The organism is Streptosporangium sp. NPDC005286 (genome assembly GCF_040607515.1).
In the GTDB taxonomy this organism is placed as follows: domain Bacteria; phylum Actinomycetota; class Actinomycetes; order Streptosporangiales; family Streptosporangiaceae; genus Streptosporangium.
Map to the genome: position 1 here is coordinate 20,456 of NZ_JBEXGU010000023.1, position 14,331 is coordinate 34,786.

Here is a 14,331-nt window from a genome sequence, read left to right on the forward strand (position 1 = left end):
TCGGGCCGGTGGGACGCCGAGGCGCCAGGTCACCGGCCCGGCGGATGACGCAAGATACGGATTTATCTGCGGTTTGTTATGTCATAGCGTAATAAATCGGACTTATTCTCTGCCGGGGAGGCGTGGACATCCCCGATGATCGGCACGAAGGTTGTGAGACCGCCGAACGTACGACGACCACCGAACATACGATGACCGCCGCGGAAACGACGACCGCCCTGGAGGCACGATGAGCCTGTCCGACCTGCAGCCCGTTCCCACAGACCAGCTCGCCTTCCGGCTGCCGCAGAAGTTCGAGACCGTCGCCGAGGAGCGCCGCCACCGCCAGGAGCGGCTGGCCGCCGCGCTGCGGCTGTTCGGCAGGTTCGGCTTCGAGGAGGGGGTGGCCGGACACATCACGGTCCGCGACCCCGAGCACCTGGACCACTTCTGGGTGAACCCGTTCGGCATGTCGTTCAAGCACATCAAGGTCAGCGACCTGATCCTGGTCAACCACGACGGCCAGGTGGTCGAGGGCCGCTACCACGTCAACCAGGCCGCGTTCGCGATCCACTCGATGGTCCACCAGGCCAGGCCGGACGTGGTCGCCGCCGCGCACAGCCACTCGGTGTACGGCAAGGCGCTGTCCTCGCTCGGCACGCTCGTGGAACCGCTCACCCAGGACGCCTGCGCGTTCTACGAGGACCACGGCCTGTTCGACGACTACACCGGCGTGGTGGTGGAGACCGAGGAGGGCCGCCGCATCGCGCAGGCCCTCGGCTCGCACAAGGCAGTCATCCTGCGCAATCACGGCCTGCTCACGGTCGGCGACAGCGTGGACGCCGCCGCCTGGTGGTTCATCACGATGGAGCGCTCGTGCCAGGCGCAGCTGCTGGCCAAGGCCGCGGGGCCCACCGTTCAGATCAGCCACGAGAACGCCAAGCTCACCCACGGCCAGATCGGCAACGACACGGTCGGCTGGATCAACTTCCAGCCGCTGCACGACCAGATCGTCGCCACCGAACCCGACCTGTTCGACTGACGGCCCGCGAGCCGCACGCCCTCCTTTCCGGGGACGGTCGTGCGGCTCGCGGGGACCCCGTACGGCTCAGGTCGTGCCCCTCTCGCCTCCCCTCTCGCCCGCGGCGAGCAGGGCGACCGCGCCGAGCAGCAGGACACCGCCGCACGCCGCCGGCACGGTGAGCCGCTCGCCGAGCAGCAGGATGCCGAGGAGCGCAGCGCCGACCGGCTCCACCAGGGAGATCACCGAGGCCGTCGTGGCACGCACCGCGGCGAGACCGGTGAAGAAGAGGCCGTAGGCCAGCGCCGTCGGAACCGTGCCGAGAAAGGCGATGATCGCCCAGGAGGCGAACGGGTCGCCGGAGGGCAGCAGGCCCTGGGCCAGCGCGACGGGCAGCAGACAGAGCCCGCCGACGACGAAGCCGCCCATGGCGGTGCGGTACGGCTCGCCGGAGGAGGCCCGGTTGAGCAGTGTCACGCCCGCGTACCCGGCCGCCGACAGCAGCGCCCACCCGATGCCGGCCGCGGAGAAGGTCGCGGAGCCGTCGTCGAGGGTCAGCATCGCCAGACCGGTCAGGGCGATCGTGACCGCGCCCAGCCCGGCCGCGCCCAGCCGCTCACCCAGGAGCAGCCGCCCGCCCGCGGCGACGAGGACGGGAGTGGCGCCTATGGTGACCACCGTCGCCACGGCCAGCCCCGATCCGGCGATCGCCGCGAAGTAGGCGGTCTGGTAGACGGCCATCGCCACGCCCGTGACCAGGATCCGCCCGAGGGCGGCCCCGCGCCGGGGCCTTCGGATGGTGAGTGGTTCGGCGGACCGGGTTCCGCCGAGGGCGGGGTCGTCTCCGGCGGGCCGGGTTTCCCCGAGGCCGAAGAGACAGCCGGCCAGCAGGAGCATGGCGGCTCCGGCGGCGAACCGCCAGAAGGAGACGGCGACGGGGCCGAGCCCGCCCGCCTGGTAGAGCAGCGCGCCCGCGGCACCGCCGGTGCCCCAGGCGGTCGCCGCGATGGACACGTACAGCAGGCCCCGCCGCACGGAGACATGCGTCATGGAGGTCTCTCCAGATGAGGTGATCGTCGTCAGGTCGCACGTATGCGGACGGCAAGCACCCACCGGACCGCTCGGGTCCGGTCGTCAGGAGAGAGGCCGCCCGCTAGCGGGCGGTCGGCGGGGCAGTGATCAGAAACACGGACCCACACTAGCCAGGCATTCTGTAGATTCTCAATGCAGATTCTCAATGCGCATGCCCCCGGCAACCGGATGACCTGCCGTATGGGCGGCCGTTTCACCGATGGGCATGGGCCCCTCTCACGACAACAAGCCGGTCGCACCGGCGGAGGATCACATGACGCAGAGACCGGTCCGGGGTCTGAGGATTCCCGTGACACGACGTGATCCGGACAGTGGCCACACGCTGCACGGCAGGTGGTTCGACGATCCCTACGCCTGGCTGGAGCGGCTCGGCGACGCGGAGACCCAGGCGTGGATCGCGGCGCAGGAGGCCGTCACGCACTCCGTGCTGCGCGCGGAGCCCGGACGCGACTGGCTGCGGGCGGCGGTCTCCCGATCGGCGCGTCACGCGCGGCTGTCGCCGCCGATTCCCGCCGGGCCGCCCGGACGCGAGTTCGTCTGGCGGGCGGACGCCGACGACGAGAAGCTCTCCCTCATGTTCCGGCGCCGCGGGGGCGCACCGCTGGAGGCGGTGCTCGACCCCAACACCTGGCCGAGCGACGAGGCGCTGGTGTTCGCCGTGCCGTCGCCCGACGGCGCGCTGGTCGCGTTCGGGAAGGCCGTCGGCGGCACCCACGACGCGGTGATCCAGGTGCTCGACGTCGAGACGGGGCGGCTCCTTCCCGACCGGCCCCGCGGCACGGGCCACACGGCACCGGCCTGGCGGCCCGACGGATCGGGGTTCTTCTACGCGGCCTGTCCCGAGCCGGGTGAGGTGCCCGCGGGCGACGAGGCGCACTGGAACGCCGTCTACGAGCACCGGCTCGGGTCGGACGAGCCGGCCCGCCGGATCTTCGGCGACGACCAGGAGAAGGAGTACTGGTGCTCCGTCAAGGTCAGTGAGTGCGGGCGCTTCGCCGTGCTCCACAAGTGGGACTACGTACACGCCAACGTCGTCTACCTGCTGCGCCTCGCCGATGACACGTTCCTGCCGGTCGCTCCAGCCATGCGCTCTCTCAACCAGGTGCAGGTGATCGGCGACTCCCTGCTCGTCCACACCGACCTCGACGCGCCGCGTGGCCGCCTCTGCGTCGCGTCGCTCACCGCCCCGACGGAGTGGCGGACGCTCATCCCGGAGAACTCGGACACCCTGCAGACGGTCGCGGGCGTCGGCGGCCGGCTCTACGCCGTCTACTCGCACGCGGCGTCGCACCGCGTGCGCATCCACGCCGAAGACGGCGCCTACCTGCGCGACCTGGTGCTGCCGGGGCTCGGCTCGGTGAATCGCAACGAGGGCGAGGGCATCGTCAGCGGTGTCGGCGGCTCCTGGAGTGGCGACGAGGTGTGGGTGAACTTCACCTCGTACGTGCAGCCGCCATCGGTCTACCGGTACGACTACGCGGCCGATCGCCTGTCGCCGTACCACCTACCCGACGTCGGGCTGGACGCCTCCGCGTACGTGACAGACCAGGACTGGTACGAGTCGCCGGACGGTACCCGGGTGTCGATGTTCATCGTTCATCACAGGGATCTGCCTCGCGACGGTCGCCGGCCCGTGCGGCTGAGCGGCTACGGCGGCTTCAACATCCCGCTGGAGCCGCGCTTCTCCGCGCTGAACGCCGCCTGGCTGAGACTGGGCGGCGTGCTCGCCTTCGCCAACGTGCGAGGCGGCGGCGAGTACGGCCGCGCCTGGCACGAGGGGGCGGTCAAGACGCGGCGGCAGAACGCCTTTGACGACTACATCGCGGCGGCGCGCCGGCTGGAGTCGGCGGGCTACACCACACCCTCCAGGCTCCTCTCGCGAGGCAACAGCAACGGCGGTCTGCTCGTCGCCGTCACCGCCATGCAGGCACCCGAGGCGTTCGGAGCCGTCTACTGCCGCGCGCCCGTCCTCGACATGCTGAACTTTCCGAGATTCGGCCACCTGAGCTCGGCGACCGTCGAGTACGGCTCGCCCGACGATCCCGTCGAGGGTGCCTATCTCGCCGGGTACTCGCCGTATCACAACGTCCGAGCCGATCGCCGCTATCCCGTGATGGCGTTCGTGTCGGCGTTGAACGATCGGGTCGCACCGCCGCACGATCCGCTCAAGATGGTCGCCATGCTCCAGTCCGAGGGTAAGGGCGGCGGCCCCTATCTCCTGCTGCCGCTCCGGGCCTCGGGACACGGCGGCGGCACCACGCTGACGGCGCTCGTCGAACAGGACGTCGACGAGCTGAGCTTCTGCTGCTGGGCGCTCGACGTCGCGGTGCCCGGTGCGACCTCGCGGGACGCGCGGTGAGTCGGAGCCGGACCGGGGACGCTCACTGTGGGGCGCGGAGAACGAGGGCCTGCGGGTTCTCGCCGGGAATCGATCGGTAAACCTGACAGCAGCTGACAGGTACGGGCGGGACGATCGTGCCATGACCATGACAGCGAAATTCCTCGCCGTGAACATAGACTGCGCCGAGCCCAGGCGACTGGCCGAGTTCTACGCGGCCGTCTTCGGCTACCAGGTGCAGTACGCGGAGGACACCTACGCCGGTATCGGCGACGGCACGATGACCATCTACTTCCAGCAGAACCTCGACCGCAAGCCCGCCGCCTGGCCCGGCCCCGACAAGCAGTTCCACCTGGACGTCCGCGTCGCCGACGTGGAGACGGCGGTCCGGGACTACCTGGAGATCGGGGCCACCAGGCCCGCCTTCCAGTCAGGCGAGGGAAAGTGGGTGGTGCTCGCCGACCCCGAGGGCCACCTGTTCTGTGTCTGCCCGATGGGCGACCAGTAGGTCGTCCCCGAAGCCCTCCGCTGCCGAACCCGGCGAGCGTGGACGGTCATCGCACCGGGCGGCCCGCCGCCGGGTGGGATAAGAGGCGGCTCAAGTCTCTACCCGTTCGTCTCGCGCTCTAAGCTTGCGGGGTGACCCAAGAAGCGCTTCCTCCCAGATGCCCTGTTCGCTCCGCGGGGTGGCGATGACCTGGGTCGGGATATCGATCGCGTTGGTCGGTGCGCTGGGCTACGCCCTGGGGGCCGCGCTCCAGCAGTTCGAGGCGGTCTCCGAGGGCGCCTCGCTGAAGCTGATGAGGCGGCCCCGCTGGTGGATCGGCGGTGTCATCGGGTTCACCGGGGCGTCCCTGCACGCCGTCGCCCTCAGCTTCGCGCCGCTGATAGCGGTGCAGCCGATCAGCGTGGCGACACTGGTGTTCGCGGTGCCGCTGGCGGCGATACTGCACGGCAGACGCCCGCACCGGGCGGAGATCAGTGGTTCGATCGCGGTGGCCGTCGGGCTGCTCGGCCTGCTGCTACTGGTTCCCGTGCACCCGGTGAAACCGCACATGACGAACCAGGAGGCGCTGGGCTTCCTCGGCTGCGTCGGACTGGTCATCGTGGCGACCCATCTGCTGGGGCGGAAGATGGGCGGCTCGGCCAAGGCACTCATGCTGTCGGTCGCCGCGGGAGCGATGACCGCCAGCGTCTCCACCTTCGTCCGGGTGGTGGGCGGCAACTTCGGCGGCGACTTCGGCACGCTGCTCAGCTGGTTCACGGTCGCCATCCCGGTGCTGCTCGTCTGCGCGGTCGTGTTGCTGCAGAAGACCTACGAGGTGGGTTACTTCGGCATCTCCTACGCGGCGGTGCAGGTGGTCGACCCGATCACCTCGATCCTCGCCGGTGTGCTCCTGCTCGACGAGGCGGTGCCCACCGGCTGGCTGAACGTGGTCCCCGCGCTCTTCGCGGGCGCGCTGCTCGTCTGGGGGACGGTCACCCTGGGGAAACTCTCCCCGGACCAAGGGGTTCCGGCCTCGGTGCGCGAACAGGCGACGGTCTCGCCGTAGCCGTCCCGCGCCGGGTCACCCGGAGGGCGGTGTCCAGCCGAGCACCTCGTCCATCGCGCCGTTCACGCGCGAGGGGGCGAGCCGCCAGCTGAGCGCCGTCATCGTGTCGCGCAGCCGCACGGCCAGCGGGTTGCGCATCCGGGTGACGCGGCAGATCGCGGCGGACCTGGCCACGATCCTGGAGGTGCGCTCCAGCCGGGCGGCGGTGTAGCCGGCCAGCACGTCGTTCCCGCCAAAGGACACGGCACCCGTGCCGTCGCCGACCACGTGGGCCAGCACCACCGCGTCCTCGATCGCCTGGCAGGCGCCCTGGCCCAGGTTGGGGGTCATGGCGTGCGCGGCGTCGCCCAGCAGTGCGACCCTGCCGCGGTGCATGGCGGGCAGCGGGGTGGTGAGGTGGTGGACGTCGTTCCGCAGCACCCGCTCCGGCGTGGCGGCGGCGAGCAGCTCCGGGATCGGGGAGTGCCAGTCTCCGAACAACCGGCGCAGCTCGGCCGGCTGGTCCCCGCCGCCACCGCCCGCGGGGACGGTGTCGGTGGCGTAGCAGTAGGCCGTGTCTCCGGCCAGCGGCATGACCCCGAAGACCTTTCCGCGCCCCCAGCTCTCGTAGGCCTGGCCGGGTACGCCCGAGGCGGGGACGAGCAGCCGCCAGGCGGTGACGCCCGAGTAGCTCGGGGCGGGGTGAGCCGGAAACAGCGTGGACCTGACGGGGGAGTGGATGCCGTCGGCTCCGACCACCAGGTCCGCCTCCGTCCGCCCGCCGGCGAAGGTCACCAGGCCGCTGTCCGGGTCGATCCTGGTGACCTCGGTGTTCAGCCGGACCGTACCGGTTTCGAGGCGTGAGGAGAGCGCGTCGACCAGATCCGCGCGGCGCAGCAGCACCACGGAGTCGCCGCTGTTGCGCGCGGAGGCGGCCTCCGCGCTGGTCCTCACCAGCCACCTGCCGTCGGAGCGCCGGAGGCCGCCCGTGCCCTGGATCGCCGACAGCCCGCGAATCTCGTCGCCGGCCCCGATCGTGTCGAGCGCCCTGAGCGCGTTGGCGGCCACGGCCAGACCGGAGCCGACCGGCTCCAGGGACGCGGCCCGCTCGAAGAGCGTCACCTGCCAGCCCCGCCGCTGTAACGCCACCGCCGCCGTCAGCCCGCCGATGCCCGCTCCGATGACCGCCGCGTGTGCCATGACCCTCTCCTTCACTACGGATGTAGTGGAAGTTACTACGCCCGTAGTTAAACTACAAATGTAGTATTCGAGGGTGAAGTCCCAGCGCGCCGAGCTCATCGCCGACACCGCCATCGACCTGCTCGTGGAGCGGGGGATGCGCGGGCTGACCCACCGGGCCGTGGACGAGGCGGCGGGGCTGCCGCCGGGGTCCACCTCCAACCTGGCCCGCACCCGGTCCGCACTGCTGGAGCTGACCCTCGACCGGCTCACCCGGCTGGAGTCCGCCATGTTCGCGCCGATCCTCGACGAACCGGGGCTGGACGCGGTCGACGAGCTCACCGAGATGACGGCACAGCTGCTCTGGTCGCAGTTGACCGTCGGCCGCCGCCGGACGGTCGCCCGCTACGAACTGGCGCTTGAGGCCACCCGCCGTCCCGAGCTGCGCACGATCTATGACAGGGCCGGCGAGCGCTTCCGTGACCCGGCGGTCGCGATGCTCGCCGCCGCCGGGTCGGCCGATCCGGTACGGCACGGGCGTCAGCTCGTCGCCTTCGGCGAGGGCGTCATGTTCGACGCCATGGTCGGCGCCGGAGCCGAACCGACCCTGGGCGACCTCCGCCTGGGGGTCGGGGAACTGCTGCGCGGCATGCTCGGCCGGGAAGACCCGTAGGGCTCGGCCGGAGCATCGCGGAGGCCGGGAAGGTCCGGAGCTCGAAAGGTTCGAGGGCCAGGGGAAATCCGGAAGACCGGATGGGCCGGTTCGAGAGGCGTTCAGCGGGCCGGACCGGTGAGGCGGGTGCGGTGGGCGGGCCACTCGTCGTCCAGGATGCTGAAATAGGCGGTGTCGCGCCAGGTGCCGTCGGGGCGCCGGCGCTGGCGGCGCAGGGTGCCCTCGGGAACACCGCCGATGCGCCTGATCGCGTCCTGTGAGCGGATGTTCAGGTTGTCGGTCTTGAGCTGCACCCGGTTCACGCCCAGCTTGTCGAAGGCGTGGTCGATCAGCAGGATCTTGCACGCGGTGTTCACCGCGGAGCGCCACACGGTTCTGCCGTACCAGGTCCAGCCGATCTCGATGCTGTCGGCGTACCCGGGCGTGTCGATGTAGGTGGTCCAGCCGACCGCGCGGCCGGTCTCCCTCGGCACCACCGCGAACGGCACGTAGTTCGGTGCCTCGACCAGCCGTGCCGCGATCCGGGCCAGCTCGGCCTCGGTGCGCGGGGTGGGGGCGGGCATCCAGCGCCACACCTCGTCGTCGCCGCCACCGGCCAGGAACAGGTCGGGGATGTGGCCGCCGGTCAGCGGTTCCAGTCGTACGGTGTCGTCTTCGAGGGTGAGGGGAGCGGGCATCTGCGCGGTCATGGAAGGGACTTTAGGGCTCCGGGTGGACCTGTCCGAAGGTCCACTCGGCAGCTCTTCCCGGGGACCACTCGGGGGCCCGTCGCGTCCCGCCGCGTCCCGTCGGGGAACGGGGATCCCGTGAATTTCGGCATGGCCAGGCGTGTCGACAGGCGTACCGTCTGGTCGGTACACTCTCGGGAGACCGTGAGGAGATCCCATGGATTTCGCGTTCCACGCCGGGACCGGGCAGTCGCGGGGGCGGCCGCTCGACGTCGTGGACGAGCTCGCCCGTCCGGTGCTCGCGGCCCGGGTCGCCGGGCGCTGGGGATCTTTTGAAAAGCACATGACCTGACCTCGCCGTTCTCCCTCCCGCGTGCCGGGACTGCGGGCGGTGCCAGGGGGCCCGGGGTCACCGGCCCCCGAATCGATGAAGATCGACGAAGGGAGCGTTCGTGGCGCTGGACGAAGAGGCGGTCAGGGAGCGCGCTGTCGCGTTCCTGGCCGCGCACGACCCCGCGGGGGATCGGCTGGAGTTCCTGCGGGCCAGGTTCGACGCCGGGCTGGCCTGGGTGCACTTCCCCGAGGGGCTCGGCGGGCTCGGGGCCGCCCGCGAGCTGCAGCACGTGGTGGAGCACGAGCTCGCGGGGACGCCGCAGATCAACCCCGGGCTGCAGACGATCGGGTTGGGGATGGCCGCACCCACGATTCTGGCGTTCGGCACCGACGAGCAGCGCAGCCGGTTCCTGCGCCCGCTGTGGACGGGCGAGGAGATCTGGTGCCAGCTCTTCAGCGAGCCCGGCGCCGGCTCCGACCTGGCCACGCTCGGCACCCGCGCGGTCAGGGACGGGGACGAGTGGGTCGTCGACGGGCAGAAGGTGTGGACCTCCGGTGCCCACCACTCCCGGTGGGCGATCCTGGTCGCCAGGACCGACGTGGACCTGCCCAAGCACCGGGGGCTCACCTACTTCGTGTGCGACATGCACGCCCCCGGGGTCGAGGTCAGGCCGCTGCGGCAGATCACCGGCGAGGCCGAGTTCAACGAGGTCTTCCTCACCGGGGTACGGCTCGGCGACGACCTGCGGCTGGGAGAGATCGGCGACGGCTGGCGGGTCGCGCAGACCACGCTCATGAACGAGCGGGTCGCCATCGGCGGCGCGCCGGTCAAACGGGGCGGCGGCATGGTCGGCCTGGTCGCCGAAGCCTGGCGCACCCGGCCCGAGCTGCGCACCCACGACCTGCACCAGCGGTTGCTGCGCCTGTGGGTGGAGGCGGAGGTGACCCGCCTGGCCGGGACGCGGCTGCGCGAGCAGCTGTCCGCCGGGCAGCCGGGCCCCGAGGGTTCCGGTATGAAGCTCGCCTTCGCCTCGCTCAACCAGGCCCTGTCCGGGCTGGACGTCGAGCTGCGCGGCGAGGAGGGCCTGGCCTACGACGACTGGACCTTCCGCCGCTCCGAAGGCGTCGACTTCGTCGGCCGGGGTTCCGGATACCGCTACCTGCGCGCCAAGGGAAACTCCATCGAGGGCGGCACCTCGGAGATCCTGCGCAACATCGTCGCCGAGCGCGTGCTCGGCCTGCCCTCGGAGCCCCGCGTCGACAAGGACGTGCCCTGGAAGGACCTGCCCCGATGACGTACGACGCGAAAGTGGTGAGCGACCGGTGACACTGCTTTACACCGAGGTCGAGGAGGAGCTCCGCGCCTCCGTACGGGGCCTCCTCGCGGACCGCTGCCCGGCCGACGCCGTGCTGAAGCGGGGCGAGTCCGAGGCGCCGTACGACATGGACCTGTGGAAGACGCTGTCGCGGGAGATCGGGGTGGCGGGCCTGCTCGTGCCGGAGGACTACGGCGGGGCGGGGGCGTCGGCGCGCGAGGTCGCGGTGGTGCTGGAGGAGCTGGGGCGGGCGGTGGCGCCGCTGCCGTTCTTCACCAGCTCGGTGCTCGCCACGAAGGCCCTGCTGAACGTCGGCGAGGAGGACCTGATCCAGGAGCTCGCCTCGGGCGAGACGACGGCGGCGCTGGCGGTGTCGCTGGCGGCCTCGCCGTACCGGCCGCTGCCGGAGACCGTCACCATCACGGACGAGGGGCTCCTGAACGGGGAGATCAGGGCGGTGGCCGGCGCGGACGTGGCGGACGTGCTGCTGGTGCCCGTCGGAACGGCGCTCTACCGGGTGGACGCGGAGAACGTCCGGATCGACGTGCTGCCCTCGCTGGACCTGACCCGGCCGATCGCCACCGTCACGTTCTCGGACACTCCCGGGCTGGCGCTCGGCGGGCTCGACGTGCGGAGCGTGCTGAGCTTCGGCGCGGGGCTGCTCGCCTCCGAGCAGCTGGGTGTCGCCGAGTGGTGCCTGGGCACGACGCTCGCCTACATCAAGGAGCGTCACCAGTTCGCCCGCCCGGTGGGGTCCTTCCAGGCGATCAAGCACCGGATGGCCGATCTGTGGCTGGACGTGGTGCGCGCCCGCGCCGCCGCGAGGAACGCCGCGGACCTGCTGGCCACGGCCCCGCACCCGCTCTCGCCTCCCGACGGTGTGGAGGCGGCCGGTGAGCGCGAGCTGGCGGCGGCGGTGGCCAAGTCGTGGTGTTCCGAGGTGGCGCTGCACGTCGCCGAGGAGAGCGTCCAGCTCCACGGCGGGATCGGGATGACCTGGGAGCACCCGGTGCACCTGTATCTCAAGCGCGCCAAGGCGACCGAGATCGCGCTCGGCACCCCCGGCGCCCACCGGGAGGCCGTGGCGGCTCTCGCGGATCTGCCCGCCCCCGTCTGACCTTCTCCCCGCTCGCGGGCCTGCCCCACCCGGCCCGTGAGCGGGTGGGAACTGGAAGGCTTACTTGGTAAAGGGGGTCTGCTCCGGGCGGAGCGAGGTGAGGAGCAGGTCGGCGAAGTGCGCCCCCAGTTCCGCGCCCGAGAGCGGGCCCTCCGTGCTGTACCAGGTGCCCAGGTGGTGCACGGAGCCGAAGAAGAAGTCGACGACGATGTCGGCGGGCACGTCCTTCCTGAAGGTGCCCTCCTGCTGGCCCTCGATGACCAGGTCACGGAAGCGCTCGTGGTAGCGGCGCCGCTCGGCGCGGACGACCTTGCGGACGTCGGGCGTGAGCAGGTGCATCGACCGGAAGAAGATCTTGGAGTCGTCCAGGTTCTCCACGGTGGTCGCCACGACGTCCGCGGCGGCGGTGTGCAGGCGCTCGGCCACCGGCCCCGAGCTCTCGGCGAAGTGGGTCAGCCGCTCCATCTGCATGCGCAGCACCCGGCCGTAGATCTCGCGGAGCAGGTCGTCCTTGGAATCGAAGTAGTGGTACATGGCGCCCTTGGTGACACCGGCCGCCGAGACGATCCCCTGCACCGACGTGCCCTCGAAGCCCCGCTCGGCGAAGAGGCGGGTGGCCTCGCTGAGCAGGCGCTGCCGCACCGGCTCCTGGTCCTGAGTCATGCGTGTCCCCCATGGTGTGGTGGAGGAAAGCGTACCGACTGGTTGGTCAAGCAGCGGCCGATTGACGGAGACGTGTTACTTGCGTCACCTTCGTGATTGGACGATAGCTGGAGCCCCCAATTGGGTATTTCATAGTCCAAGGATCTTCAGTGTGGCAGGTCCCCCCACTTTCCTTCACGACCGCATCGAGCCAGGGGGGTTCGTCATGCCCGGCGGATCTATCTACGTGACGCCAGTCGACCAGGTTCACGGCCTGTCGCCCCAGGTCATGTACGAGCAGTTCTGGCTCAAGGAAGTCGCCCATCGCAGGAAGATGCGCGGGGTCAAGGCGGCGGTCGGCCTGGCGGTGGGCGTCGCGCTGGCCTACCGGTTCAACCTGTCCCCGCCGATCCTCGGGCTGCTGTGCGGCCTGCTCGTCGGTGCCGCGGACGCGTTCTGGACCTGGCGCGAGTACGACTCCACCGCCGTCTGGCGAGGTAAGCGCAGGGGCGAGACCATCACCGGCAGGCTGCTCCGCCGCAGGCTGCGCAGGGCCGGCTACCACGTCCTCGACGGCCGGGCCATCCCGGGCAAGGCCTCGATCGACCACCTCGTCATCGGGCCCGGCGGCGTCTGGGTGGTCGACAACGAGGCCTGGCACCCGGAGACCGAGATCGCCCGGTACGGCGACCGGCTGTTCCTCGGCGAGAAGTACGGCACGAAAACGGCGAAGGCGCTCGTCGAGGTCTCCGAGTCACTGGCCGAGGTGCTCTCCCGCGAGACGGGCATCCCGGTCACCATCGAGCCGTTGCTCGCCGTGCACGGCGGGCAGCTCAGGCGGTCGGTCACCGCGGAGGGGCTCACCCTCCTCAAGCCACGCCTGGTCGCGCGCTGGATCAAGGACGGTCCGCGGGCGGACTTCGACGACGCCCAGGTGGAGGTGCTCGCCAGGACCGCGGCCCGGGTGCTGCGCCGGATGAGCTGACCGTACGAGCCGACCGCGCCCGGCCCGCTCACCATGGGTGGGAGGACCGGTGAACGCGAACGCCGCCCGGTGGAATCCGCTCAGGCGAGTTCCTCGATGAAGGCCGCCAGCTGCGCGACGTTCCGGCACTCGTACATGGGCACGATCCCCCCGTACGCCGTCGCCACCGAGTCGCCGGTGTCCCACTGGGCGGTCGGCTCCGGGTTGAGCCAGTAGCTGTGCCGGGCGTCCCTGGTCAGCCGCTTCAGCGTCTCCAGCGCGGGCGGCTGGTAGTTGGACCGGGCGTCGCCCAGGATCAGCAGTGACGTCTTCGGTCCGATGGCGTCGCCGTACCGCTCGGCGAACGTCTCCAGCGCGTGGCCGTAGTTGGTCCGGCCGAACCGCACCATGTCGGCCTCCCTCACCAGCCGGGTCATCGCCTCCGCCACGTCGGCGCCGGGCACGAAGAACCGGGTGATCTCGTCCACCGTGTCCACGAACCCGAACGCGCGGACCTTGGTGAACTGCTCGCGCAGCGCGTAGGTCAGCAGCAGGGTGAAGTGGGCGAAGGCGGCGACCGAGTCGCTGGTGTCGCAGAGCACGACCAGTTCGGGCTTGTGCGGGCGGCGCGGCCTGTTGAAGGTGGTCAGCGGCACCCCGCCGCTGGACAGCGAGGCCCGTACGGTCCTGCGGAAGTCGAGGCGGCCGCGGTGGCCGAGCCGGTGCTTGACGGTCAGCCTGGCGGCGAGGCGCCGGGCGAGCGGGTGCACCTCCCTGCGGAGCCTGGCCAGGTCGGCCTTGGTGATCCGCAGGAAGTCGAGCTGCTCCAGCGGCGGGCGTACCGAGGATCGGGCGATCCGCTCGATTCCGGAGTCCTCCGCGATCCGGCGGCGCACGTCGCGGGAGACGGCGTCCTCGAAGCGCCTGGTGTTCTCGCCGATCCGCTGCCGGGCGACCTTCTCGGCCAGCCCGCCGCGCTCCTGGCCGGCGAGGACCTCGGCGAGCAGGCGCGCCATGAGCGTCTCGGGGGAGAGCGCCCGCATCACCGAGTAGGAGAACCAGTTCTGCCTGCCGGGACTCGCCACCTGGCGGCCGAAGCGCTCCACCATGGCCCGCGCGAACTCGTTCATCCCCTCGGCGCCCAGCAACAGCTCGGCCAGCCTGTCGCGCAGCTCGGGGAGTTCGGCGGTCTCCAGGTCCGGTTCGGTCTCGTGCGAGGGCCGCAGGCCGGTCGTGGAGGCGGGGAACCACAGGTCGAACAGCGTGTCGAAGCCCGGCCGGTGCGAGGGCCGCTTGACCAGCGTCGCGGCGTACGCGGCCCGCAGCGACTCCCGCTCGGTCAGGTCGATCACCTCCAGTGCCCTGGCCGCGTCCAGCCCCTCGGCCAGCGACACCGGCAGCCCCGCCTCGCGTAGCGCGTGCACGAACCCCACGTGCCGGTCGAGCAGGCTCACCTTCCGCCTCCCGCCCCGTGGGC

General features: G+C 71.1%; 14 protein-coding genes. 9 read left to right on the forward strand and 5 right to left on the reverse strand.

Annotation, left to right across the window (positions count from 1 at the left end):
• The first annotated feature begins 229 nt into the window (after positions 1 to 229).
• Complete coding sequence (locus ABZU75_RS11630; protein WP_355552292.1) at positions 230 to 1,021, forward strand: class II aldolase/adducin family protein; 792 nt, start codon at positions 230 to 232, stop codon at positions 1,019 to 1,021.
• A gap of 66 nt (positions 1,022 to 1,087) precedes the next feature.
• On the opposite strand, the gene ABZU75_RS11635 is transcribed toward ABZU75_RS11630, so the two are convergent.
• Positions 1,088 to 2,050, reverse strand: a complete 963-nt coding sequence (locus ABZU75_RS11635) for an EamA family transporter (RefSeq protein ID WP_355552295.1) — start codon at positions 2,048 to 2,050, stop codon at positions 1,088 to 1,090.
• Between the two features lie 331 nt (positions 2,051 to 2,381).
• Here ABZU75_RS11635 and ABZU75_RS11640 point away from each other — a divergent pair, with 331 nt between their 5' ends.
• The 3 genes from ABZU75_RS11640 to ABZU75_RS11650 all read left to right on the forward strand — a co-directional run bounded on the left by ABZU75_RS11640 (position 2,382) and on the right by ABZU75_RS11650 (position 5,983).
• On the forward strand, positions 2,382 to 4,451 hold the full coding sequence (locus ABZU75_RS11640) for a prolyl oligopeptidase family serine peptidase (protein ID WP_355552298.1): 2,070 nt from the start codon (positions 2,382 to 2,384) through the stop codon (positions 4,449 to 4,451).
• A gap of 121 nt (positions 4,452 to 4,572) precedes the next feature.
• On the forward strand, positions 4,573 to 4,938 hold the full coding sequence (locus ABZU75_RS11645; RefSeq protein ID WP_355552301.1) for a VOC family protein: 366 nt from the start codon (positions 4,573 to 4,575) through the stop codon (positions 4,936 to 4,938).
• A 157-nt stretch (positions 4,939 to 5,095) separates the two neighbouring features.
• Positions 5,096 to 5,983 (forward strand): DMT family transporter, encoded by an 888-nt coding sequence (locus ABZU75_RS11650; RefSeq protein WP_355552304.1) that lies wholly within the window; start codon positions 5,096 to 5,098, stop codon positions 5,981 to 5,983.
• A 15-nt stretch (positions 5,984 to 5,998) separates the two neighbouring features.
• Here ABZU75_RS11650 and ABZU75_RS11655 read toward each other — a convergent pair whose 3' ends face one another.
• On the reverse strand, positions 5,999 to 7,162 hold the full coding sequence (locus tag ABZU75_RS11655; RefSeq protein WP_355552307.1) for an FAD-dependent oxidoreductase: 1,164 nt from the start codon (positions 7,160 to 7,162) through the stop codon (positions 5,999 to 6,001).
• Between the two features lie 73 nt (positions 7,163 to 7,235).
• Here ABZU75_RS11655 and ABZU75_RS11660 point away from each other — a divergent pair, with 73 nt between their 5' ends.
• Positions 7,236 to 7,814 carry a TetR/AcrR family transcriptional regulator gene (locus tag ABZU75_RS11660; RefSeq protein ID WP_355552310.1) on the forward strand — a complete coding sequence of 193 codons (579 nt, stop codon included), beginning with the start codon at positions 7,236 to 7,238 and terminating at the stop codon, positions 7,812 to 7,814.
• 101 nt (positions 7,815 to 7,915) lie between these two features.
• Here ABZU75_RS11660 and ABZU75_RS11665 read toward each other — a convergent pair whose 3' ends face one another.
• Complete coding sequence (locus ABZU75_RS11665; protein ID WP_355552313.1) at positions 7,916 to 8,503, reverse strand: GNAT family protein; 588 nt, start codon at positions 8,501 to 8,503, stop codon at positions 7,916 to 7,918.
• Between the two features lie 196 nt (positions 8,504 to 8,699).
• Here ABZU75_RS11665 and ABZU75_RS11670 point away from each other — a divergent pair, with 196 nt between their 5' ends.
• The 3 genes from ABZU75_RS11670 (at position 8,700) to ABZU75_RS11680 (ending at position 11,248) form a co-directional block, all read left to right on the forward strand.
• The gene (locus tag ABZU75_RS11670; RefSeq protein WP_355552316.1) at positions 8,700 to 8,834 is read left to right on the forward strand and encodes a hypothetical protein; all 135 of its coding nucleotides are present in this window, start codon (positions 8,700 to 8,702) and stop codon (positions 8,832 to 8,834) included.
• A gap of 106 nt (positions 8,835 to 8,940) precedes the next feature.
• Entirely contained in the window at positions 8,941 to 10,110 is a 1,170-nt protein-coding gene (locus tag ABZU75_RS11675) for an acyl-CoA dehydrogenase family protein (protein WP_355552470.1), read from the forward strand.
• A gap of 28 nt (positions 10,111 to 10,138) precedes the next feature.
• Positions 10,139 to 11,248 (forward strand): acyl-CoA dehydrogenase family protein, encoded by a 1,110-nt coding sequence (locus ABZU75_RS11680; RefSeq protein ID WP_355552319.1) that lies wholly within the window; start codon positions 10,139 to 10,141, stop codon positions 11,246 to 11,248.
• A 60-nt stretch (positions 11,249 to 11,308) separates the two neighbouring features.
• On the opposite strand, the gene ABZU75_RS11685 is transcribed toward ABZU75_RS11680, so the two are convergent.
• Positions 11,309 to 11,911: a TetR/AcrR family transcriptional regulator gene (locus ABZU75_RS11685; RefSeq protein ID WP_355552322.1), complete on the reverse strand. Its 603-nt coding sequence runs from the start codon at positions 11,909 to 11,911 to the stop codon at positions 11,309 to 11,311.
• Between the two features lie 205 nt (positions 11,912 to 12,116).
• On the opposite strand from ABZU75_RS11685, the gene ABZU75_RS11690 reads away from it, so the two are divergent.
• Positions 12,117 to 12,875: a nuclease-related domain-containing protein gene (locus tag ABZU75_RS11690; protein WP_355552325.1), complete on the forward strand. Its 759-nt coding sequence runs from the start codon at positions 12,117 to 12,119 to the stop codon at positions 12,873 to 12,875.
• An 80-nt stretch (positions 12,876 to 12,955) separates the two neighbouring features.
• Here the strand turns inward: ABZU75_RS11690 and ABZU75_RS11695 are convergent, their stop codons facing one another.
• Positions 12,956 to 14,308 carry a VWA domain-containing protein gene (locus tag ABZU75_RS11695; RefSeq protein ID WP_355552329.1) on the reverse strand — a complete coding sequence of 451 codons (1,353 nt, stop codon included), beginning with the start codon at positions 14,306 to 14,308 and terminating at the stop codon, positions 12,956 to 12,958.
• Positions 14,309 to 14,331: the final 23 nt, after the last annotated feature.

Coding starts and splice junctions, on each gene's coding strand:
- ABZU75_RS11630 (WP_355552292.1), top strand. CDS start 230: ATGAGCCTGTCCGACCTGCAGCCCGTTCCCACAGACCAGCTCGCCTTC.
- ABZU75_RS11635 (WP_355552295.1), bottom strand. CDS start 2,050: ATGACGCATGTCTCCGTGCGGCGGGGCCTGCTGTACGTGTCCATCGCG.
- ABZU75_RS11645 (WP_355552301.1), top strand. CDS start 4,573: ATGACCATGACAGCGAAATTCCTCGCCGTGAACATAGACTGCGCCGAG.
- ABZU75_RS11650 (WP_355552304.1), top strand. CDS start 5,096: ATGCCCTGTTCGCTCCGCGGGGTGGCGATGACCTGGGTCGGGATATCG.
- ABZU75_RS11655 (WP_355552307.1), bottom strand. CDS start 7,162: ATGGCACACGCGGCGGTCATCGGAGCGGGCATCGGCGGGCTGACGGCG.
- ABZU75_RS11665 (WP_355552313.1), bottom strand. CDS start 8,503: ATGACCGCGCAGATGCCCGCTCCCCTCACCCTCGAAGACGACACCGTA.
- ABZU75_RS11670 (WP_355552316.1), top strand. CDS start 8,700: ATGGATTTCGCGTTCCACGCCGGGACCGGGCAGTCGCGGGGGCGGCCG.
- ABZU75_RS11685 (WP_355552322.1), bottom strand. CDS start 11,911: ATGACTCAGGACCAGGAGCCGGTGCGGCAGCGCCTGCTCAGCGAGGCC.
- ABZU75_RS11690 (WP_355552325.1), top strand. CDS start 12,117: ATGCCCGGCGGATCTATCTACGTGACGCCAGTCGACCAGGTTCACGGC.